The organism is Hymenobacter sp. 102 (assembly GCF_049949205.1).
Taxonomy (GTDB): Bacteria; Bacteroidota; Bacteroidia; order Cytophagales; family Hymenobacteraceae; genus Hymenobacter.
In genome coordinates this window covers 2,113,065-2,134,535 of sequence record NZ_CP188172.1, presented here as the reverse complement: position 1 = coordinate 2,134,535, position 21,471 = coordinate 2,113,065, and the positions used below count along the sequence as shown (strand labels likewise).

Genomic DNA, 21,471 nt, shown 5'->3' with positions numbered 1-21,471 from the left:
GAAACAACGACTCCGAGATAGGTCAGAGTAGTAATAGGTGAGAGGAGTTTCTTTTTGAAGATGAATACCCAGACCTGGCGGAAACCTACTGCGCGGCGTACCTATCCGACCCGCAGAGCACTTTTCGCAGAGTCGAACTGTTATGTTCTTTCCGACCTCTCTTAAGAGGGGCGGAACCAACGAACAGATAAAAGCCACCAGCTAACAACAGCTACCCTACATGGCGTTTGCAAAAAACAAGAAACTGGTACAGGACTTCTCGAAAGTGACCATTTCGCTGGCCTCGCCCGAATCCATCCTGGAGCGGTCGAACGGTGAAGTAGTAAAGCCCGAGACGATCAACTACCGGACGTACAAGCCCGAGATGGGCGGCCTGTTTTGCGAGCGGATTTTCGGTCCGGTGAAGGACTGGGAATGCCACTGCGGCAAATACAAGCGGATTCGCTACAAAGGCATCATCTGCGACCGGTGCGGCGTGGAGGTGACCGAGAAGAAAGTACGCCGGGAGCGGATGGGCCACATCGAACTGGTGGTGCCCGTTGCGCACATCTGGTACTTCAAGTCCCTGCCCAATAAAATCGGCTATCTGCTGGGCCTGCCCACCAAGAAGCTCGATCAGATTATCTATTACGAGCGGTATGTAGTAGTACAGCCGGGCGTACTGGGCGAAGAAGGCGTGCAGCAGCTCGACTTCCTCACCGAAGATGAATACCTCGACATCATCGACAAGCTCCCCCGCGAGAACCAGATGCTGCCGAACGAGGACCCCAACAAGTTCATCGCCCGCATGGGTGCCGATGCCCTGCAACTCCTGCTGGAGCGCATCAACCTGGACGAGTTGTCGTACTCGCTGCGTGACTCTGCCGCTCACGAAACGTCGCAACAGCGGAAAGCTGAGGCCTTGAAGCGTCTGCGCGTAGTAGAAGCTTTCCGTGACGCCGCTACCCGCGTGGAAAACAAGCCCGAGTGGATGGTAATCCGTATGGTGCCCGTTATTCCGCCGGAGTTGCGTCCCCTCGTGCCGCTGGATGGTGGCCGTTTCGCTACTTCTGACCTGAACGACCTGTACCGTCGCGTAATCATCCGTAACAACCGCCTTAAGCGCCTGATCGAAATCAAGGCTCCTGAAGTGATTCTGCGGAACGAGAAGCGCATGCTGCAGGAAGCTGTGGATTCGCTGTTCGACAACTCGCGGAAAGTAAACGCCGTGCGCGCCGAAGGCAACCGCGCCCTGAAGTCGCTGTCCGATATGCTGAAAGGCAAGCAGGGCCGCTTCCGCCAGAACCTGCTCGGTAAGCGTGTCGACTACTCCGGTCGTTCGGTTATCGTGGTAGGCCCCGAGCTGAAGCTGCACGAGTGCGGCCTGCCCAAGAACATGGCCGCCGAGCTGTTCAAGCCGTTCATCATCCGCAAGCTCATTGAGCGCGGCATCGTGAAAACGGTGAAGTCGGCCAAGAAAATCGTGGACCGCAAGGACGCCGTGGTATGGGACATTCTGGAGAACGTGCTGAAAGGCCACCCAGTATTGCTTAACCGGGCTCCTACACTGCACCGTCTGGGTATCCAGGCGTTCCAGCCCCGCCTCATCGAGGGCAAGGCTATCCAGCTGCACCCGCTGGTGTGTACCGCCTTCAACGCTGACTTTGACGGTGACCAGATGGCTGTGCACGTTCCCCTCGGGCCGGCCGCTATTCTGGAAGCCTCCATGCTCATGCTGGCCTCGCACAACATCCTGAACCCTGCCAACGGCGCGCCCATTGCGGTTCCGTCGCAGGACATGGTACTCGGGCTGTACTACGTGACCAAAGGCAAGCGCAGCACCGAAGACGAGCAGATCCAGGGCGAAGGCCGCATGTTCTACTCGGACGAAGAAGTTGTAATTGCTCTCAACGAAGGTCAACTGTCGAAGCACGCCTACATCAAGGTGCGCACGCAGGTTCGCGACGAGGACGATAACCTCGTAACGAAAATCATCGAAACCGTAGCCGGCCGCGTACTGTTCAACCAGCTCGTGCCCACCGAAGTAGGTTTCGTGGATGAGCTGCTGACCAAGAAAAAGCTGCAGCAAATCATTTCGATGGTGTTCAAGCGGACCGGTATGGCCCGCACCGCACAGTTCCTCGACGACATCAAGACGCTGGGTTTCCAGTCGGCTTACAAAGGTGGTCTGTCGATGGGTCTGGGCGACATCAACATCCCCGCCGAAAAGGATGTTCTGGTAGCGCAGGCCCAGGCCGACGTGAAAGCTGTAACCCAGAACTACCAGATGGGTCTGATTACGGACAACGAGCGGTACAACCAGGTTATCGACATCTGGACCCGCATCAACAACCAAATCACTGAAACCCTCATGGGTCGCCTCGAAAAGGAGAACCAGGGCTTCAACTCGATTTACATGATGATGCACTCCGGGGCCCGTGGTTCGCGCGAGCAGATCCGTCAGCTCGGCGGTATGCGGGGTCTGATGGCCAAGCCGCAGAAGTCGCTCCAGGGTTCGGTAGGCGAGATTATCGAAAACCCGATTCTGTCGAACTTCAAAGAAGGCCTCGACGTAATCGAGTACTTCATTTCGACCCACGGTGCCCGGAAAGGTCTGGCTGATACGGCTCTGAAGACGGCTGACGCCGGCTACCTGACCCGTCGTCTGGTAGACGTTTCGCAGGACGTAATCGTGAATGAAGTAGACTGCGGTACCCTCCGCGGTATCGAAACCTTCGCGCTGAAAGACAACGAGGACGTAGTAGAGCCCCTGGCCGAGCGTATCCTGGGCCGCGTAGCCGTGCACGACATCGTGGACCCGCTGACGGACGAAGTGATTCTGCCCGCCGGTGAGGAAATCACCGAAGAGGTAACCCGTCGTATCGATGCTACCAGCATCGAGTCGGTGGAAATCCGTTCGGTACTGACCTGCGAAAGCAAGCGTGGTATCTGCGGTAAGTGCTACGGCCGTAACCTGTCGTCGGGCCGCATGGTACAGAAGGGTGAGGCTGTCGGCGTAATTGCTGCCCAGTCCATCGGGGAACCCGGCACCCAGCTGACCCTGCGTACCTTCCACGTAGGTGGTACGGCTTCTAACATTGCCGTGGAAGCCAGCCTGCGCGCCAAGTTCGCCGGTGTAATTGAGTTCGAAGACATCCGTACTGTGGAAACCGCCAACGCCGATGGCGAGCCGGTGAAAGTAGTGATGGGTCGTTCGGGCGAGATTCGCATCGTGGAAAAAGGCACCGGCAAGGTGTTCATCTCGAACCACGTGCCCTACGGCTCGTTCCTGCTCGTAAACGAAGGTCAGGAAGTAGAGAAAGGCCAGGAGCTGAACAACTGGGACCCCTACAACGCCGTTATTCTGGCCGAGTTTGATGGTACCGTTCAGTACGACGCCATCACCGAAGGCATCACCTACCGTGAGGAGTCGGACGAACAGACCGGTCACCGCGAGAAAGTGATTATCGAATCGAAGGCCAAGGACCAAAACCCGGCCATCATCGTGCGCCCCGGCAAAAAGGGCGACATGGAAGGTTCGAAAGGTTACTCCATCCCGGTGGGCTCTCACTTGAACGTGGAGAACGGCGAGAAAATCAAGGCTGGTCAGATTCTGGCCAAGATTCCGCGTGCCGTGGGCAAAACCCGCGACATTACCGGTGGTCTGCCCCGCGTTACCGAGCTCTTCGAAGCCCGTAACCCCTCGAACCCGGCCGTTGTGGCCGAAATCGACGGTGTAGTAACCTACGGTACGGTGAAGCGTGGTAACCGTGAAATCTTCGTGGAGTCGAAAGACGGCGTGAAGAAGAAATACATGGTGCCGCTGTCCAAGCACATCCTCGTGCAGGACAACGACTTCATCCGCGCTGGTTCGCCGCTGTCCGATGGTGCCATCACCCCGTCCGATATCCTGAACATTCAGGGTCCCGGCGCGGTGCAGGAATACCTCGTGAACGAGATTCAGGAAGTATACCGCTTGCAGGGTGTGAAAATCAACGATAAGCACATCGAGGTGGTCGTTCGCCAGATGATGCAGAAAGTGGTTATCCTCGACGCCGGCGACACGACCTTCCTGGAGCACCAGGTAATCGACAAGATTATCTTCATGGAGGAAAACGATACCATCATCGACATGAAGGTGGTAACCAACGCGGGCGACTCCACGAACCTGAAGCCCGGCCAGATTGTAACGGCTCGTCGCCTGCGCGACGAGAACAGCAGCCTGCGCCGCCGCGACCTGCAACTGGTAGAAGTACGCGACGCTCAGCCGGCCGTATCTCGCCCCACGCTGCAGGGTATCACCCAGGCTTCGCTGGGTACTCAGTCGTTCATCTCGGCCGCATCCTTCCAGGAAACGACCAAGGTGCTGTCGGAAGCTGCCATCCGTGGCAAGGCCGACGAACTGCTGGGCCTGAAGGAGAACGTAATCGTAGGTCACCTTATCCCGGCTGGTACCGGTCTGCGCGAATACACGCGTCAGATTGTGGGCTCGAAGGAAGAGTTGGAAGCCGCCCAGGCTGCCAAAACCGACGATACGCCTGCTCCCGCCAAGCGTGGCGCCCGCGCCTCGCGTCGCGAGTCGGTATCGGAGTAATCTGAATCGGAGTACATAAGAGAAGCCGGCTGGGGAAACCCGGCCGGCTTTTTCTTTTGTTTGATGTAGCTTGCCTTAATGAAGCAGACTAAATGTATTGCAGCATTAGGGCTTGGTTTATCAGTAGCTTTGATTGCTGTGCTGACTTATGGTCTTTTCGCACTTATTCAGGTGTCCATCGAATCGACATTAATATCGGATGATAATGATGGCTGGCTTAGCATGATATTATGTATGCCAATGGCTGCATTCTTAGTGTTCCTAATATGGTCTTTGTTTGTAGCAATACGTGAGATGCGTACTATATATAGAAGCGGATTGTAAGTATGAGATGACATCTTAACTTCAGTAACACCTTTTTTACAATGGCCCAACAGAACCAACCCGAAAACACGCCCGAAACCATCCAGCCCCAAGACCCCAACGCCATCAGCATTGAGCTGTCGGAGGAAATTGCCGAGGGTGAGTACGCCAACCTTGCCATGATTGCGCACAGCAACAGCGAGTTCGTCATTGACTTTATCCGGCTGATGCCCGGCTTGCCCAAAGCCAAGGTGAAATCCCGCATTATCCTCACGCCGGAGCACGCCAAGCGGCTGGTAGCCGCCCTGAATGAGAATATCGAGCGGTTCGAGCAGGCCAACGGCACCATTAAGGAGCAGCCCACCGACGGCCCGCTGTACCCGATGGGCTTCGGCGGAAAGATGGGGGAGGCCTAAAACCTCGGAATAATACAGCACGTGGAGCGGCTTTTATCGGGAAGATAGAAGCCGCTTCTGCGTTGAGTGCAAAACGCAGCGAAATAACCCGGCGTCTGCACTGCGGAAGGTTAGTGGCTTTGAGAGCAGCTAAATTAGAGTGGTAAGTCAGCAGTAGGAGAAGACCAGACAGGCAGATAAGCACTCTAAAATTAACTAATTCAACCTGTTTGCTATTTGCCAGCAACTTGCCTACCTTTGCAAGCCTAATTTTTGGGAGAGAACCCTCCTTGACAAAACCTACCGTAGATGCCTACCATCAACCAGTTAGTACGAAAAGGCCGCGAGAAGCTGACGACCAAGTCGAAGTCGCCGGCTCTGGATTCGTGCCCGCAGCGCCGTGGCGTTTGCACCCGTGTGTACACCACCACGCCTAAGAAGCCGAACTCGGCTATGCGTAAAGTGGCCCGTGTGCGCCTCACCAACGGCAAAGAAGTTAACGCCTACATCCCCGGTGAAGGCCACAACCTGCAGGAGCACAGCATCGTGCTGATCCGTGGTGGCCGGGTGAAAGACCTTCCCGGCGTACGTTACCACATCATCCGTGGCGCTCTTGACACCGCCGGCGTAAACGGCCGTCTGCAGCGTCGCTCGAAATACGGCGCTAAGCGTCCGAAGCCCGGCCAAGCTGCAGCAGCTGGCAAAGGCGGCAAACCAGCTCCCGGCAAGAAAAAATAAGTGAAACCGAGGGCGGCAGCGCCCGGCGCCGGCTAGCAAATGGTTCTTAGCCCGTTGCCTGCTGTCCGTCGCTCATTTCTACACCCATGAGAAAGTCAAAACCAAAAAAGCGTATCCTCCTGCCCGACCCTAAGTTCAAGGAGACGCTGGTAACCCGTTTCGTCAACTACATGATGTACGACGGGAAGAAAAACCTGGCCTACACCATTTTCTACGATGCCTGCGAACTGGTTGAGCAGCGCACCAAGGAAAGCGGCCTGGAAATGTGGCGTAAGGCCCTGAACAACGTAATGCCGACCGTGGAGGTGAAAAGCCGCCGCGTAGGTGGTGCTACCTTCCAGGTGCCCACCGAGGTTCGTCCGGACCGTCGTATTGCTGTTGGCTCGAAGTGGCTGATTCAATATGCTCGTCGTCGTGGTGAGAAAACCATGAAAGACAAGCTGGCTGGCGAAATCATTGCCGCCGCCAAAGGTGAAGGTGCTGCCGTGAAGAAAAAAGACGACACGCACCGGATGGCAGAAGCCAACAAGGCTTTCTCGCACTTCCGCTTCTAATCAGACCAGCAGGAAGGCCAGAAGTTTGGCGGGGCTGGAATGCGAAATGCATTTTCCGCGTTCTGCCAGCTCAACTACGAACCTTCCTACGTCACAACAAAAGCAATGGCTGTTAATCAAGATCTGCAATACCTCCGGAACATCGGGATTATGGCGCACATCGACGCCGGTAAGACCACCACGTCGGAGCGCATTCTCTACTACACCGGTAAAACCCACAAAATCGGGGAGGTGCACGAAGGTGCTGCCACGATGGACTGGATGGAGCAGGAGCAGGAGCGTGGTATCACCATCACGTCGGCTGCTACTACTACCTTCTGGAACTACCCGACCGTACAGGGTGACCCGACTCCGGAGACCAAGCAATACAAAATCAACCTGATCGATACCCCTGGTCACGTGGACTTCACCGTAGAGGTGGAACGTTCCCTGCGTGTACTGGACGGTGCCGTAGCTCTGTTCTGCGCCGTTTCGGGCGTAGAGCCGCAGTCGGAAACCGTATGGCGTCAGGCTGACAAATACAAAGTGCCCCGCATCTGCTTCGTCAACAAGATGGACCGTGCCGGCGCTGACTTCTTCAAAGCCGTAAACGAAATCAAAGACAAGCTGGGCGCTAACCCCGTGCCGCTGCAGATTCCGATTGGCGCTGAAGATACCTTCAAAGGGGTAGTTGACCTGCTGACTGGCAAAGCCATCGTGTGGGACGACGCCACCCAGGGCAAAACCTACAAGGAAGTTCCGGTTCCCGAAGACCTCGTGGACACGGTAGCCGAGTGGCGTGAGAAGCTCGTGGAAAGCGTAGCCGAGTACGATGACACGTTGATGGAGAAATTCTTCGACGATCCGGACTCCATTACCCGTGAGGAAATGATGACGGTAATCCGCAAAGCGGTTATCGACATGAAGTTCTCGCCCGTAATGTGCGGCTCGGCCTTCAAAAACAAAGGTGTTCAGGCTATGCTGGACGCGGTAATGGCTTACCTGCCTTCGCCGCTGGACATGCCCGCCATCATCGGTACCAACCCCGACACCGGCGAGGAAGTAGAGCGTCACCCCGACAACTCGGAGCCCTTCACCGCTCTGGCGTTCAAAATTGCTACCGACCCCTTCGTAGGTCGTCTGTGCTTCTTCCGCTGCTACAGCGGTCAGCTCGACGCTGGTTCGTACGTGCACAACAACCGCACGAACAAGAAGGAGCGTATCTCGCGCCTGATGCAGATGCACTCCAACAAGCAGAACCCCATCGACAAAATCCAGGCTGGTGACATTGCTGCCGGCGTGGGTTTCAAAGACATCAAAACCGGTGATACGCTGACCGACGAGAAGTCGCGCGTGGTACTGGAGTCGATGAGCTTCCCCGAGCCCGTAATCGGCTACGCCATTGAGCCCAAAACTCAGGCCGACGTTGATAAAATGGGTATGGCTATTGCTAAACTGGTAGAAGAAGACCCCACCCTGGTAGTGCAGACGGACCCCGAGACGGGCCAGACGGTACTGAAAGGCATGGGTGAGCTTCACCTTGAAATCATCATCGACCGGATGCGTCGTGAGTTCAAGGTTGAAATCAACCAGGGTGCTCCCCAGGTAGCGTACAAAGAGGTTCTCACCAAAACGGTTGAACACCGTGAGACCTACAAGAAGCAGACGGGTGGTCGTGGTAAATTCGGTGACATCGTATTCGAACTCGGTCCGAAACTGACCGATCCGGAGAAACCCGGTCTGGAGTTCGTAAACGACATCACGGGTGGTGTTATCCCCCGCGAATTCATTGCGCCGGTTCAGAAAGGTTTCGAAGAAGCCATGAAGAACGGTCCGCTGGCGGGCTTCCCCATCGAAGGCATGCGCGTGCGTCTGTTCTTCGGTTCGTACCACGACGTTGACTCGGACGCTCTGTCGTTCGAACTCGCTGCCCGTGGTGGTTTCCGGGAAGCTGGTAAGCAAGCTGGTCCGAAACTGCTAGAGCCCATCATGGCGGTAGAAGTAGTTTCGCCGGACGAGTACACCGGCTCGGTAACGGGTGACCTGAACCGTCGTCGGGGCATCATGAAAGGCATGGACACGAAAGGTGGTGCCAACGTTATCAAGGCTGACGTTCCGCTGTCGGAGCTGTTCGGCTACGTAACGTCGCTGCGCACTATCTCTTCGGGCCGTGCTTCCGCCTCGCTGACGTTCTCGCACTACGACCAGGTGCCTGCTAACTTGGCCGAAGGCATCATTGCTAAGCAAAAGGGTAACGCCATTCGCTAATACCGCTTTCATTCAAAGACATGAACCAGAAAATTCGCATCAAACTCAAATCCTACGACCACAACCTGGTGGACAAATCGTCGGAGAAGATTGTGAAGGCGGTAAAGGCCACGGGCGCTATCGTAAGCGGCCCCATTCCATTGCCGACCGACAAGGAAAAATTCACCGTTCTTCGTTCGCCCCACGTGAACAAGAAGTCGCGTGAGCAATTCCAGCTCTGCACTTACAAGCGCCTCGTGGACATCTACTCGACTTCGTCGAAGACCGTAGATGCTCTGATGAAGCTGGAACTGCCCAGCGGCGTTGACGTTGAAATCAAAGTCTGAGGACTGATTTTAGTCGATAAGTAAGACAAACGCTCCACTGGTTCTTCGGAACCGGTGGAGCGTTTTCTGTTTTTATTGATGCAACTTGTCCCTTAAGTAAAGGCTCGATGTACAGTGGAGCTTCCGGTCAATGGTACATACCATGACCGTTCAGCAGGCTCCTTATTCCGTTTCATGGCATTTTCGTTAAGGTCCGTCCTGACTATTTCCCGGCTGTTGGTTGCAGCTACTTTTTTCAGTGCCTGCACCATCGTCGGCTTATTCAGCAGCAGCTTCTTTCGGGTGCTGCCCAGCATTGGTATGGCTGGCATTCTGCTCACGGGGCTCAGCAGCTTCGTGCTGCACGGTCGGCACTACATCCGGGCCAGTCGCAGTCATTATCTGCCGTTCCTGCTGATTCTGCTGCTGCACGTTGGTGCCGGCGCGGTTACCTCTGCCGCCAGAATGGGGGAGTACACCCGGGATATTGTACTGCAGTTACCCTACCTGATTCTACCACTGGGTTTCTGGCTGCTGCCCCCGTTGCCAGCCCGCTATTTGCGAGTACTGTGGCTAACGCTGCTTGCTACTACGGTGCTGGCAGCTTTGTTGAGCACGGGGAATTACCTCATGCATTTCGACCAGATTAACGAAATGTATCTGCGCTCCAAGGTAATGCCCACAGAGCCGGATCATATCCGGTTCAGTTTGCTGATTACGTTGGCTATTGCCGCCGGATTTTGCCTGCTGGCTCACCGGAGCGTACTCGGAAAGACAGCTGTGGCTGTCTGGGGAGCCGTAGTATTTCTGGCTTTTTACCAGCACCTGCTCGCTGTACGTAGCGGATTGGTTACACTATATGTACTGGCAGGGGTAGCGCTGCTTTGGCTGGTGTTCCGTACCCGACAATACCAACAGGCCCTGGTACTGGCAGCTGCATTGGTACTGATTCCCGCCCTGAGTTATTCTGTATTCCCTACGCTGCAGAACAAATCAGCAAATACCCGCGAGGATATGGGCAAGGTTGATAACATAGCATCGGCCAATAACTACTCATTGGTTGGCCGGGTCTATTCCTATAAGGTGGCGCTGGAAGTAGTAAAAGATAATCCGTGGATTGGTGTGGGCCGGGCCGATATTGAACCGGAAATGGCCGTGCGCTACCAGCGTGACTATCCCAATATCCGCCCGGAAGCCTACATTCAGCCCCATAATCAATTCCTGTTTTCGGCCGTAGCGTTTGGGTTGGTTGGTTTAGTGCTGTTTATTATTGGGTTCTACTACGCAGGTATCAGCGTGTGGCCCCGGTATGCGCCGTTGCTCTGGGCCCAGTACAGTATCCTCACGCTGTCTTTCTTGGTCGAATACACCTTGGAAACCCAAATTGGTTTGGGTTTTGCCCTGTTTTTTGTGCTGTTGGCTTTGGAAGGGCAGAAGCCCGTTCAAGGGTTTGAGGGGGAGTGGCGGCCGGCGTGAGTCGATAGTAGACACCCAGGAATAAACGCCGGCTACTGCTTACAGAAACCGGTTACCTTATTTACAGCCAATAAGCTAGCTACACTCTTTCGGGTAAAAAGCCGCTTGCCTGGGGCTAACTACTTAACTCTTAAAATATTTCGGGAGGCAGTTAGATTATCCCCCAACAATTTCCTAGCTTTGCACTCCATTTCCGAAAACGCCACTTGGGCGTTTTCAAGTGTGTCTTTTTCTAAAACCCCAATCGAATGCCTGGCATCATCGGTAAAAAAATCGGTATGACAAGCCTCTTCACTCCGGACGGGAAGAACATCCCTGTTACGCTCATCGAAGCGGGTCCGTGCGTAGTGACGCAGGTTAAGACCATCGAAACGGACGGCTACACGGCCATCCAGCTCGGTTACGGCGAGAAGAAGGCGAAGAACACCACCAAAGCACTGGCTGGTCACTTCGCTAAAGCCGGAACCACCCCCAAGAAAAAACTCGTTGAGTTCCGCACCGACGAGATTAGCGGCTTCACTGCCGGTGCTACCATCGACGCTAGCCTGTTTGAAGAAGGCGAATTTGTTGACGTAGTAGGTACCTCCAAAGGTAAAGGCTTTCAAGGCGTTGTGAAGCGTTACAACTTCGCCGGTGTTGGTGGCCAGACCCACGGTCAGCACAACCGCGGCCGTCACCCCGGTTCTATCGGTGCCTGCTCCTGGCCTTCGCGCGTATTCAAAGGAATGCGCATGGGTGGCCGCATGGGCAACGACCGTGTGAAAGTGCAGAACCTGAAGGTGATGCGCATTGTAGCCGACAAAAACCTCATCGTGGTGAGCGGCTCGGTTCCCGGTGCCAAGAACTCTTTCGTGGTCCTGGAAAAATAAGCTAGCAAGATGGAACTGTCAGTAATCAACATCAAAGGCGAGGACACCGGCCGTAAGGTTACCCTGTCCGACGCCATCTTCGGCCTGGAGCCGAACGAGCACGTGATGTACCTCGACGTGAAGCAGTACCTGGCCAACCAGCGCCAGGGTACGCACAAGTCGAAGCAGCGTAACGAAGTACACGGCACCACCAAGAAGCTGAAGAAGCAAAAAGGTACGGGTGGAGCTCGCGCCGGCTCCATGAAGTCGGGTGTATTCGTAGGTGGTGGCCGTATTTTCGGTCCGCAGCCCCGCGACTATGGCTTCAAGCTGAACAAGAAAACCAAGCGTCTGGCTCGTCTGTCGGCTCTGTCGGCGCTGGCCAAAGACGGCAAGGTATCGGTAGTGGAAAACATTTCCCTGTCGACCCCCAAAACCAAGGAGTTTGCCGCCATCCTGGCTGGTCTGAAGCTGAACAACGGCCGCAAGACCCTGCTGGTAACTGGTTCGGTTGACAAGAACGTGGTTCTGTCGGCCCGCAACATTCAGCGCGTGAGCGTAGCTACCCCGGTAGCTCTGAACACCCACGATCTGCTGAACACCGACACCCTGCTGCTGTCGGAAGATGGGTTGAGCGCACTGGAACAACTCTATACCACTGCTGAGTAATGAGCATCCTGAAGAAACCCATCGTAACTGAAAAGGCTACGGGTCTGAACGAGAAAAGCCAGTACGCTTTCGAAGTGGCTATCGACGCCAACAAGGTTCAGATCAAGAAAGAGATTGAGCAACTGTACGGGGTAACGGTTTTGGGCATCAGCACCATCCGCACCATCGGCAAAGTGAAATCGAAGTTCACGAAAGGCGGCGCCGTTTCCGGCCGTCGTCCGCATGGCAAAAAAGCCATCGTGACCGTGAAAGAAGGCGACGTAATCGACTTCTACAGCACGCTGTAAGCCTGCCTTCCCGCCAAGAATTTTTTCCTAAGCAAGAGTAATGGCACTCAAAAAACTAAGACCAACATCACCGGGTCAGCGCTTCCGCATCGCCCCGGCCTTCGACGAGATTACCGCGTCGACGCCGGAGAAGTCGCTGTTGGCACCCCTGAAAAACTCCGGTGGCCGTAACAACTCGGGCAAAATGTCCAACCGCTACATTGGCGGTGGTCACAAAGCCAAGTACCGTATCATCGACTTCAAGCGTGACAAAGCCGGCGTTCCGGCCACGGTGAAGACGATTGAGTACGATCCTAACCGCACCGCCCGTATTGCTTTGCTGCAGTACGCCGATGGTGAGAAGCGCTACATTATTGCTCCTGCCGGTTTGGCCGTAGGTGCTTCAGTAGTGTCGGGTTCGGGCGTAGCTCCGGAAGTAGGCAACTCCCTGCCCCTGCGCGAGATTCCGCTGGGTACCATTGTGCACAACATCGAGCTGATGCCCGGTAATGGTGCTGCCATGGCCCGCTCGGCTGGTACCTACGCGCAGTTGGTAGCCCGCGAAGACAAGTACGCCACCCTGAAACTGCCCTCCGGCGAAATGCGCATGGTACTGGTTACCTGCATGGCCACGGTTGGTACCGTTTCCAATGGCGACCACATGAACGTGCGTCTCGGCAAAGCCGGTCGTAACCGTTGGTTGGGCCGTCGCCCCCGTGTTCGTGGTGTAGCCATGAACCCCGTGGATCACCCCATGGGTGGTGGTGAAGGCAAGTCGTCGGGTGGTCACCCACGCAGCCGTAACGGTATCTTCTCGAAAGGCCAGAAGACCCGTAACAAGAATAAGTATTCCGAGAACCTGATCGTAAGCCGGAAAGGCAAGAAATAAGCAATGGCACGTTCACTAAAAAAAGGGCCGTACATTGACTTCCGGCTCGAGAAGAAAGTATCGGCAATGGACGAGTCCGGCAAAAAGTCGGTGGTGAAGACCTGGTCGCGCCGCTCGATGATTTCGCCTGATTTCGTTGGCCACACCTTCGCTGTGCACAACGGCAATAAGTTCATCCCGGTGTATGTAACGGAGAACATGGTAGGACACAAACTCGGTGAGTTTGCTCCCACCCGTAACTTCCGCGGCCATATCGCCAAGAAAGATAAAGGCAAGCGCTAATCATGGAAGCAGTAGCTAAACTCCGGAACGTGCCTACCTCGCCGCGCAAAATGCGCTTGGTAGCCAACCTAGTACGCGGTCAGAAAGTGACTCGTGCTCTGGGCCTGCTGAAATTCGAGGCTAACTCGGGTGCTCCTAAAATCGAAAAACTGCTCCTGTCGGCTCTGGCCAACTGGCAGCAGAAAAACGAGGATGAGCGCATCGAAGATGCTAACCTCTATATCAAAGAGATTTTCGTGGACGAAGGCCGTATGCTGAAGCGCCTGCGCCCTGCCCCCCAGGGTCGTGGCCACCGCATCCGCAAGCGCAGCAACCACGTGACGCTGATCATTGATTCGAAAGTGGAGCCCCTCGGTAGCAAAGCTGCCGCCAAGCAAGCTGCCGAAACTAAATCAGCTGCCACGGGTGTTGACGAGGCTCCGAAAAAATCGACCCGTCGCAGCTCGGCTAAAAAATCCACTGAAACCACGGCAGAAGCCACCGCATAAGCACTATGGGACAGAAAGTAAATCCGGTTGGCTTCCGTCTGGGCGTCATCAAAGGATGGGACTCGAACTGGTACGGCGGCAAGGACTTTGCCGACAAACTGGTTGAGGACGAGAAAATCCGCAAATACATCAACGCTCGTATCCCGAAAGGTGGCATCAGCCGCATCGTAATCGAGCGTACCCTGAAGCGTGTAACCATCACCATCAACACGGCTCGTCCGGGTGTGGTAATCGGTAAAGGCGGTCAGGAAGTTGATAAGATCAAAGACGAGCTGAAGCAGATTACCGGCAAAGACGTTCAGATCAACATCTTCGAAATTAAGCGCCCGGAACTCGACGCGAAACTAGTAGGTGAGAGCATTGCTCAGCAGCTGCAGGCGCGTATCTCGTTCCGCCGGGCCATGAAAATGGCTATCCAGGCTGCTCTGCGCGTTGGTGCCGAAGGCATCAAGATCCAGTGCGGTGGCCGTTTGGGCGGTGCTGAAATTGCTCGTTCCGAGCAATACAAAGAAGGACGCACTCCGCTGCATACCCTGCGCGCTGACATCGACTACGCTCTGTCGGAAGCTCAGACGGTATATGGCAAAATCGGCATCAAGGTGTGGGTTATGCGTGGTGAGGTATTCGGCAAGCCCGACCTCTCCCCCAACCAGCAGCCGGCCGGTGGTCAGGGTGGCGACAGCCGCAACGACCGTGGCCCACGCGGTGAGCGTGGTGACCGTGGCGGTGACCGTGGCCCGCGTCGCGACCGGAATGACCGGGGTGGCGAAGGCCGTGGCGGTGACAACCGTGGTGGCCAAGGTGGCGGACAGCGCCGCGGTGGCCAGGGTGGCCAGAACCGTGGCGGTCAGGGCGGTGGCGCCCCCCGTCGCTAGTCCTTTTCTTTTCTCTCGAATTTTAATTCAAGATAACTCATGTTACAACCGAAAAGGACCAAGTATCGCAAGATGCAAAAGGGTCGCGTGCATGGCTTAGCCCACCGCGGCAGCTCCATTGACTTCGGTTCGTTCGCCATCAAGTCGCTGGAACAAGCGTGGATTACGGCTCGCCAGATTGAGGCAGCTCGTATTGCCATGACCCGCGCCATGAAACGCGAAGGTCAAGTTTGGATCCGCATCTTCCCAGATAAGCCGATCACCAAGAAGCCCGCTGAAGTGCGGATGGGTAAGGGTAAAGGTTCGCCCGAGTATTGGGTGGCCTGTGTGAAACCCGGCACCATCATGTTCGAATCGGATGGGGTTTCCCTGGAAGTAGCGCAGGAGTCGCTGCGTCTGGCTGCGCAGAAACTGCCAGTTCGGACCTCTTTTGTTGTTCGTCGCGACTACGTAGAAAGCAAGTAAAAGATGAAGAACGCAGAAATCCGCGCCCTCTCCCTGGAGGACCTCAAAAACCAGATTAAGTCGGAGCAGACCAACGGCCAGACCATGCGCTTTGCGCACGCCATCTCGCCCCTGGAGAACCCCCTCCGTCTGAAGCAAGCCCGCAAAAATGTCGCCCGTCTGCTGACCGAGTTGAAGCGTCGCGAGAACGAGCAGGCTACTAACACTGCTAACTAACGATGGCAAGCAACGAAGAACAGCAAGGCACTACCGCCGTTGAGCGGAACCTGCGCAAAGAAATCATCGGGCGCGTTACCTCATCGAAAATGGACAAGTCCATTACGGTGATGGTAGAAAGCAAAATGAAACACCCGATCTACGGCAAGTTCGTTACCAAGTCGACCAAATTTATGGCCCACGACGAGAACAACGAATGTGGCGAAGGGGATACGGTTCGCATCATGTCGACCCGTCCGCTGAGCAAGAACAAGCGGTGGAGACTGGTAGAAATTGTAGAACGCGCCAAGTAAGATGATACAGCAAGAATCCCGTCTGACCGTCGCTGATAACAGCGGCGCCAAAGAAGTTCTCTGCATCCGTGTCCTCGGTGGCACGGGCAAGAAATACGCCAGCGTAGGCGACAAGATTGTAGTAGCCATCAAATCGGCTATTCCTTCCGGCAACGCTAAAAAAGGCGCAGTTTCGAAAGCAGTAGTTGTTCGCACGAAGAAGGAAGTACGTCGCAAAGACGGTTCGTACATCCGCTTCGACGACAACGCTGCCGTACTGCTCAACAATAACGACGAGCCCCGCGGTACCCGCATCTTCGGCCCAGTGGCCCGCGAACTGCGTGAAAAGCAGTTCATGAAGATTGTTTCGCTGGCTCCTGAAGTTCTCTAAGCAATGGCAACGAAAACCAAAGCAACGCCCGCGAAACTGCACGTGAAAACTGGTGACACCGTTCTGGTGATTGCCGGCGACGAGAAAGGCAAAACCGGTGTTATCAAATCGGTGAACCGTTCGACGCAGCGTGTTATCGTGGAAGGCCTGAACCTGGCAACCAAGCACAACAAACCCAGTGCGAAGAACCCCCAGGGCGGCATCACCAAGATCGAGGCACCGATTCACGTGAGCAACGTGAAGCGCGTAGACTCGGCTAACGCCTAATCCGCTCTACGACCATGGCTCGACTGAAAGAAAAATATCAGAAAGAAGTAGTACCGGCGCTCCAGGAGAAATTCCAGTTCAAGAGCATCATGCAGGTACCGCGCATCACCAAAATCTGCATTAACCGCGGTATTGGTGCTGCAGTAGCTGACAAGAAGCTGGTTGACAACGGTGTTGATGAGTTGACCATCATCACCGGTCAGAAAGCTGTTCCAACCATTGCCAAGCGCTCGGTTTCGAACTTTAAGCTGCGTGAAGGTATGCCCATCGGCGCCCGCGTTACCCTGCGCGGTGAGCAGATGTACGAATTCCTGGACCGTCTGCTGACGGTGGCTCTGCCCCGTGTTCGTGACTTCAAAGGCATCAACGACAAAGGCTTCGATGGCCGCGGTAACTATACCCTGGGCATCAAAGAGCAAATCATCTTCCCGGAAATTTCGATTGACAAAATCAAGTCGATTGCCGGTATGGATATTACCTTCGTAACGACGGCTGAGAACGACGAGCAGAGCTACGAGCTGCTCCGCGCTTTCGGAATGCCTTTCGCTAACGCCAAGAAACAGAACAATGGCTAAGGAATCAATGAAAGCACGGGAGCGGAAGCGTATTGCTACCGTAGCCCGTTACGCTGAGAAGCGCAAGGCTCTGAAAGAGGCTGGCGACTTCGAAGGCCTGGACAAACTGCCGCGCAATGCGTCGCCCGTGCGTCTGCACAACCGCGACAAAATCGACGGCCGTCCCCGTGGTTACATGCGTAAGTTTGGCATCAGCCGCGTACGTTTCCGCGAAATGGCTCTCGCCGGCAAAATCCCCGGCGTAACCAAGTCCAGCTGGTAATCCCACTGTTCTTCCTGCCAACACAGAGCTTTCTGTAAGGCATTGTTACTTGGCAGGTTGCCACAAGAAACCATCAGCCGAGCCCTCAAAAGCCGAGTTGAGTAGTCTTAACCGAAAATTTCGTCGCCTCTTTCCGTGGCGGCGAAATTTTCATATCTTTGCGGCTCCCTAAAAATGGGCGCTTCATTTTCATAATCGAATGAACACAGATCCAATTGCCGACTACCTGACCCGGGTACGCAATGCCATCAAGGCTAACCACCGGGTGGTAGAAATCCCGGCCAGCAACATCAAAAAGGAGATTACGAAGGTGCTCTATAAAAAGGGCTACATTCAGAGCTACCGGTTTGATGATGCCGCGGTACAGGGCACGATTAAAATCGCGCTGAAGTACAACCCGGCTACCAAAAAGCCCGCCATCACGAAGCTGGAGCGCATCAGCTCGCCTGGTCTGCGCACGTACGCTCACGTGGAGAACCTGCCGCGCGTACTCAGCGGTCTGGGTATTGCAATCCTATCGACGTCCAAGGGCGTAATGACGGAGAAAGAGGCGAAAGCCGAGAACGTGGGCGGCGAAGTGCTGTGCTACGTCTACTAATCTGAAAGGAAAACGAGACTATGTCACGCATTGGTAAACTGCCCATCAGCCTGCCCAGCAACGTGCAGGTTGAAGTGAGCAACGAAAACACGGTTACCGTGAAGGGTCCGAAAGGCACGCTGACGGTTCCGGTTGACCGCGACATTACCGTAGCAACCGAAGACGGTCAGCTGGTAGTGACCCGCCCCACCGAACAGAAGCGCCACAAAGCCATGCACGGCCTGTACCGCTCGCTGCTCAACAACGCCGTGAACGGCGTGAGCAACGGTCAGGAAGTGAAGCTGGAGCTGGTAGGTGTAGGTTACAAAGCCTCAATGGCTGGTACTACGCTGGAACTGTCGCTGGGTTACTCGCATAACATCTTCCTGGCTCTGCCCAAAGAAGTAACGGCCACCGCTGTAACGGAGAAAGGTAAAAACCCCATCGTTACGCTGACCAGCATTGATAAGCAACTGCTGGGCCAAGTAGCCGCTAAAATTCGCTCGCTGCGCAAAGTTGAGCCTTACAAAGGCAAAGGCGTGCGCTTCGTGGGTGAGCAGATTCGTCGTAAGGCTGGTAAAACGGCTTCGAAATAATATCACACCATGGCTTTCGATAAAGCAACTAGAAGAAAACGGATCCAGCGCATCATCCGCACCAAGGTCGCTGGCACGTCCGAGCGTCCGCGTCTGTCGGTTTTTCGTAGCAACACGGGCATCTATGCCCAGATCATCGACGATACGAAAGGTCACACGCTGGCGTCTGCTTCCTCGAAGCACGTTTCGGTGGAAGGGGGCAACGGAGTCGCCCTCGCCGCCGCAGTCGGCAAAGAGCTTGCCGCCCGTGCTCAGGCAAAAGGAATTTCGAAAGTGGTATTTGACCGTTCCGGTTACCTCTACCACGGCCGCGTAAAATCATTGGCAGAAGGAGCCCGCGAAGGCGGCCTCAATTTCTAACTCCTCATGGCAGAATTTAACAACGGCAACCGTGGTGGTGGCAATGACCGGGGCGGCAACGACCGTCGCGGTGGTGGCAACGACCGTCGCGGTGGCAATGACCGCAAAGAAGAGTCGCGTACTGGTGACTCTGATCTGAAAGAAAAAGTGGTTGCTATCAACCGCGTAGCCAAAGTAGTAAAAGGCGGTCGTCGCTTCAGCTTCTCGGCCATCGTGGTAGTAGGTGACGGCAACGGCACCGTAGGCTACGGTCTCGGCAAAGCCAACGAAGTAACCGACGCCATTGCCAAAGGCATTGACGACGCTAAGAAAAACCTCGTGAAGGTGCCGCTGTATAAGCACACCGTGCCCCACATCATGGAAGGCAAGTTCTCGGGTGGCTACGTACTGGTGCAGCCGGCCGCTGCCGGTACCGGTGTAATTGCCGGTGGTGCTATGCGTGCCGTATTCGAAAGCGCTGGTATCAAAGACGTACTGGCCAAGTCGAAGGGTTCATCGAACCCCCACAACGTGGTAAAGGCTACCTTCGATGCCCTGCTGAAAATGCGTGACCCCATGCAGATTGCACAGGCTCGCGGCATTACTCTCTCTCAAGTGTTTAACGGCTAAGAGCAGATGGCGCAGATCCAAATTAAACTCGTAAAAAGCGTTATTGACCGCCCGGAGCGTCAAAAACGTACTGTGCAGGCCCTGGGCCTCGGCAAAATGGGCAGCACCAAGAGCGTAGAGAACACGCCTCAGGTTGCTGGCATGATCAACGCCGTGAAGCACTTGTTGGAAGTAACCGAACTCTAGGAATCTCCCGAAAATGAATCTCAGCAATCTCCAACCCGCCACTGGTGCTACGCGCAATGAAAAGCGCATTGGCCGTGGTACGGGTTCCGGCCGTGGCGGTACATCAACCCGCGGTCATAAAGGTGCCAAGTCCCGCTCGGGTTACTCCAAGAAGTCGGGCTTCGAAGGTGGCCAGATGCCCCTGCAGCGCCGCGTGCCTAAGTTTGGCTTCAAGAACATCAACCGTGTTGAGTACAAAGCCATCAATCTGGATGTGCTGGCCGCTCTGACGGAGGATGGTACTGCTACGCTGGACGCCGCCTTTTTCGTAACGGCTGGTCTGGCTTCGAAAAACGCCAAAATCAAAGTTCTGGGCCGTGGTGAAATCACCAAAGCTCTGGAAATACATGCTCACGCTTTCTCGAAGTCGGCTATTGAAGCCATTGAGAAAGCCGGTGGCAAAGCTGTTACGCTGTAAGCCTGACTGGCAATGAACAAGTTCATCACCACGATTAAGAACATTTTTGCGATTGAAGATCTGCGTATGCGGATCTTCAATACGCTTTTTTTCATTGCCATCTACCGGCTGGGTTCTTACGTGGTGCTCCCCGGCGTCGATCCGACTCGGCTAAAGCAGGGCGGGGCTACTGGTGTTTTGGGTATCCTAGATACCTTGCTCGGTGGTGCGTTCAGCCACGCGTCGATATTTGCGCTGGGCATCATGCCTTACATTTCGGCATCTATTGTGCTGCAATTGCTCACAATTGCCGTGCCCTACTTCCAGAAACTTCAAAAGGAAGGGGAGTCGGGACGTAAGAAGATAAACCAGTACACGCGTATTCTTACTATTCCAATTGTTGCCCTGCAATCGGTTGGCTTCATTGCCACTATCAACGCAGAAGCAATTGTTAATCCCGGCGTATTCTTCACTGTTTCTACAGCCATAATTGTAACAGCGGGTACGCTGTTTTGCATGTGGCTTGGCGAGAAGATTACGGATAAAGGTATCGGCAACGGCATTTCCATGATCATCATGATTGGGATAGTGTCGCGCCTGCCCGGTGCAATTATTGGCGAAGGTCAGGCCCGTGGCATGAACGGGGCACTCATCTTCCTGATTGAGCTGGTACTGCTGTTCGTGGTTGTAATGGCTGTCATCATTCTCACGCAGGCTGTTCGGCAGATTCCCGTACAGTATGCCAAGCAAATTGGGGGTGCTGCCAGCCTTAGCTCACAGCGTCAATACATTCCGATGAAGGTGAATGCTGCTGGTGTAATGCCCATCATTTTCGCCCAGTCGTTGATGTTTGTGCCTGCCATTGCGGCATCTGCCTGGAATAAGAATAGCGACACGGCCACGCTCATTGGTACGTGGTTTCAGCCGAATCATTGGGTCTATAACGTGGTGTTCGGGTTGCTGATCATCATTTTCACGTACTTCTACACCGCTATCAGCGTTAACCCCAACCAGATTGCGGATGATCTGAAGCGTAGTGGTGGTTTTATCCCCGGCGTCAAGCCAGGTCGAGATACTTCGGAATTCATTGACGAGGTACTGACCCGCATTACGCTGCCTGGTGCAGTTGCGTTGGCCGTAATTGCCATTCTGCCTTCCTTGGCTACAGTAGCCGGTATCACTCGCCCCTTCGCTCAGTTTTATGGTGGTACTTCTCTTATCATCATGGTAGGGGTTGTGCTCGATACTATGAACCAAGTGAAGAGCTATCTGCTCATGCGTCATTACGACGGTATGATGAAGACCGGCAAGGTGCGGGGACGTTCCCAAAACATTGCTCTGGCTTCGTAAG

26 protein-coding genes and 2 pseudogenes are annotated in these 21,471 nt (G+C 54.9%); all 28 read left to right on the top strand.

The features are described 5' to 3' along the window. Positions 1-220 precede the first annotated feature (220 nt). The 28 genes and pseudogenes from rpoC to secY all read left to right on the top strand — a co-directional run bounded on the left by rpoC (position 221) and on the right by secY (position 21,470). A complete protein-coding gene (rpoC, locus tag ACN19L_RS09220) occupies positions 221-4,573 on the top strand; it encodes a DNA-directed RNA polymerase subunit beta' (RefSeq protein ID WP_426493197.1) in 4,353 nt (1,450 codons plus the stop codon). A gap of 365 nt (positions 4,574-4,938) precedes the next feature. Then, the gene (locus tag ACN19L_RS09215; protein ID WP_426493196.1) at positions 4,939-5,292 is read left to right on the top strand and encodes a DUF3467 domain-containing protein; all 354 of its coding nucleotides are present in this window, start codon (positions 4,939-4,941) and stop codon (positions 5,290-5,292) included. A 288-nt stretch (positions 5,293-5,580) separates the two neighbouring features. Next, entirely contained in the window at positions 5,581-6,009 is a 429-nt protein-coding gene (rpsL, locus tag ACN19L_RS09210) for a 30S ribosomal protein S12 (RefSeq protein WP_045688446.1), read from the top strand. 86 nt (positions 6,010-6,095) lie between these two features. Next, on the top strand, positions 6,096-6,563 hold the full coding sequence (rpsG, locus tag ACN19L_RS09205; protein WP_110976705.1) for a 30S ribosomal protein S7: 468 nt from the start codon (positions 6,096-6,098) through the stop codon (positions 6,561-6,563). A 105-nt stretch (positions 6,564-6,668) separates the two neighbouring features. Continuing rightward, positions 6,669-8,810 carry an elongation factor G gene (fusA, locus tag ACN19L_RS09200; RefSeq protein ID WP_125417660.1) on the top strand — a complete coding sequence of 714 codons (2,142 nt, stop codon included), beginning with the start codon at positions 6,669-6,671 and terminating at the stop codon, positions 8,808-8,810. Between the two features lie 20 nt (positions 8,811-8,830). After that, the gene (gene rpsJ, locus ACN19L_RS09195) at positions 8,831-9,136 is read left to right on the top strand and encodes a 30S ribosomal protein S10 (RefSeq protein WP_022822123.1); all 306 of its coding nucleotides are present in this window, start codon (positions 8,831-8,833) and stop codon (positions 9,134-9,136) included. A gap of 174 nt (positions 9,137-9,310) precedes the next feature. After that, entirely contained in the window at positions 9,311-10,591 is a 1,281-nt protein-coding gene (locus ACN19L_RS09190; protein ID WP_426493195.1) for an O-antigen ligase family protein, read from the top strand. 248 nt (positions 10,592-10,839) lie between these two features. Next, the gene (gene rplC, locus ACN19L_RS09185) at positions 10,840-11,460 is read left to right on the top strand and encodes a 50S ribosomal protein L3 (protein WP_426493194.1); all 621 of its coding nucleotides are present in this window, start codon (positions 10,840-10,842) and stop codon (positions 11,458-11,460) included. Positions 11,461-11,469: 9 nt separating this feature from the next. After that, positions 11,470-12,108, top strand: a complete 639-nt coding sequence (gene rplD / locus ACN19L_RS09180; RefSeq protein WP_044003254.1) for a 50S ribosomal protein L4 — start codon at positions 11,470-11,472, stop codon at positions 12,106-12,108. Continuing rightward, on the top strand, positions 12,108-12,395 hold the full coding sequence (gene rplW, locus ACN19L_RS09175) for a 50S ribosomal protein L23 (RefSeq protein WP_426493193.1): 288 nt from the start codon (positions 12,108-12,110) through the stop codon (positions 12,393-12,395). The genes rplD and rplW overlap by 1 nt, the downstream gene beginning before the upstream one ends. Before the next feature lie 40 nt (positions 12,396-12,435). Next, positions 12,436-13,191: pseudogene (gene rplB, locus ACN19L_RS09170) on the top strand (50S ribosomal protein L2); the annotation flags it as partial. A gap of 75 nt (positions 13,192-13,266) precedes the next feature. Then, on the top strand, positions 13,267-13,545 hold the full coding sequence (rpsS, locus tag ACN19L_RS09165) for a 30S ribosomal protein S19 (RefSeq protein WP_110976712.1): 279 nt from the start codon (positions 13,267-13,269) through the stop codon (positions 13,543-13,545). 2 nt (positions 13,546-13,547) lie between these two features. Beyond that, a complete protein-coding gene (gene rplV / locus ACN19L_RS09160) occupies positions 13,548-14,033 on the top strand; it encodes a 50S ribosomal protein L22 (RefSeq protein WP_125417666.1) in 486 nt (161 codons plus the stop codon). A gap of 5 nt (positions 14,034-14,038) precedes the next feature. Beyond that, positions 14,039-14,908 (top strand): 30S ribosomal protein S3, encoded by an 870-nt coding sequence (gene rpsC, locus ACN19L_RS09155; protein WP_125427649.1) that lies wholly within the window; start codon positions 14,039-14,041, stop codon positions 14,906-14,908. 39 nt (positions 14,909-14,947) lie between these two features. Beyond that, positions 14,948-15,373 carry a 50S ribosomal protein L16 gene (gene rplP / locus ACN19L_RS09150; RefSeq protein ID WP_125417668.1) on the top strand — a complete coding sequence of 142 codons (426 nt, stop codon included), beginning with the start codon at positions 14,948-14,950 and terminating at the stop codon, positions 15,371-15,373. A 3-nt stretch (positions 15,374-15,376) separates the two neighbouring features. Beyond that, positions 15,377-15,589 carry a 50S ribosomal protein L29 gene (rpmC, locus tag ACN19L_RS09145; protein ID WP_125417669.1) on the top strand — a complete coding sequence of 71 codons (213 nt, stop codon included), beginning with the start codon at positions 15,377-15,379 and terminating at the stop codon, positions 15,587-15,589. Positions 15,590-15,591: 2 nt separating this feature from the next. Beyond that, positions 15,592-15,882, top strand: coding sequence for a 30S ribosomal protein S17 (rpsQ, locus tag ACN19L_RS09140; RefSeq protein WP_125417670.1), 291 nt, complete (start codon positions 15,592-15,594; stop codon positions 15,880-15,882). A 1-nt stretch (position 15,883) separates the two neighbouring features. After that, positions 15,884-16,252, top strand: a complete 369-nt coding sequence (gene rplN / locus ACN19L_RS09135) for a 50S ribosomal protein L14 (RefSeq protein WP_110976717.1) — start codon at positions 15,884-15,886, stop codon at positions 16,250-16,252. Between the two features lie 3 nt (positions 16,253-16,255). Beyond that, positions 16,256-16,504: pseudogene (gene rplX, locus ACN19L_RS09130) on the top strand (50S ribosomal protein L24); the annotation flags it as partial. A 29-nt stretch (positions 16,505-16,533) separates the two neighbouring features. Then, the gene (rplE, locus tag ACN19L_RS09125; protein WP_125417672.1) at positions 16,534-17,094 is read left to right on the top strand and encodes a 50S ribosomal protein L5; all 561 of its coding nucleotides are present in this window, start codon (positions 16,534-16,536) and stop codon (positions 17,092-17,094) included. After that, entirely contained in the window at positions 17,087-17,356 is a 270-nt protein-coding gene (rpsN, locus tag ACN19L_RS09120) for a 30S ribosomal protein S14 (protein WP_044003242.1), read from the top strand. The genes rplE and rpsN overlap by 8 nt, the downstream gene beginning before the upstream one ends. Positions 17,357-17,555: 199 nt before the next feature. Beyond that, the gene (gene rpsH, locus ACN19L_RS09115) at positions 17,556-17,954 is read left to right on the top strand and encodes a 30S ribosomal protein S8 (protein WP_044003241.1); all 399 of its coding nucleotides are present in this window, start codon (positions 17,556-17,558) and stop codon (positions 17,952-17,954) included. Between the two features lie 20 nt (positions 17,955-17,974). Next, entirely contained in the window at positions 17,975-18,529 is a 555-nt protein-coding gene (gene rplF, locus ACN19L_RS09110) for a 50S ribosomal protein L6 (RefSeq protein ID WP_125427651.1), read from the top strand. A 9-nt stretch (positions 18,530-18,538) separates the two neighbouring features. Then, positions 18,539-18,889 carry a 50S ribosomal protein L18 gene (rplR, locus tag ACN19L_RS09105; RefSeq protein ID WP_426493192.1) on the top strand — a complete coding sequence of 117 codons (351 nt, stop codon included), beginning with the start codon at positions 18,539-18,541 and terminating at the stop codon, positions 18,887-18,889. Positions 18,890-18,895: 6 nt separating this feature from the next. Continuing rightward, positions 18,896-19,498, top strand: a complete 603-nt coding sequence (gene rpsE / locus ACN19L_RS09100; protein ID WP_426493191.1) for a 30S ribosomal protein S5 — start codon at positions 18,896-18,898, stop codon at positions 19,496-19,498. A 6-nt stretch (positions 19,499-19,504) separates the two neighbouring features. Beyond that, positions 19,505-19,684, top strand: a complete 180-nt coding sequence (gene rpmD, locus ACN19L_RS09095; protein WP_044003237.1) for a 50S ribosomal protein L30 — start codon at positions 19,505-19,507, stop codon at positions 19,682-19,684. A gap of 13 nt (positions 19,685-19,697) precedes the next feature. Next, positions 19,698-20,141 carry a 50S ribosomal protein L15 gene (gene rplO, locus ACN19L_RS09090; RefSeq protein WP_426493190.1) on the top strand — a complete coding sequence of 148 codons (444 nt, stop codon included), beginning with the start codon at positions 19,698-19,700 and terminating at the stop codon, positions 20,139-20,141. Positions 20,142-20,153: 12 nt separating this feature from the next. Further along, a complete protein-coding gene (secY, locus tag ACN19L_RS09085; RefSeq protein ID WP_426493189.1) occupies positions 20,154-21,470 on the top strand; it encodes a preprotein translocase subunit SecY in 1,317 nt (438 codons plus the stop codon). Position 21,471: the final 1 nt, after the last annotated feature.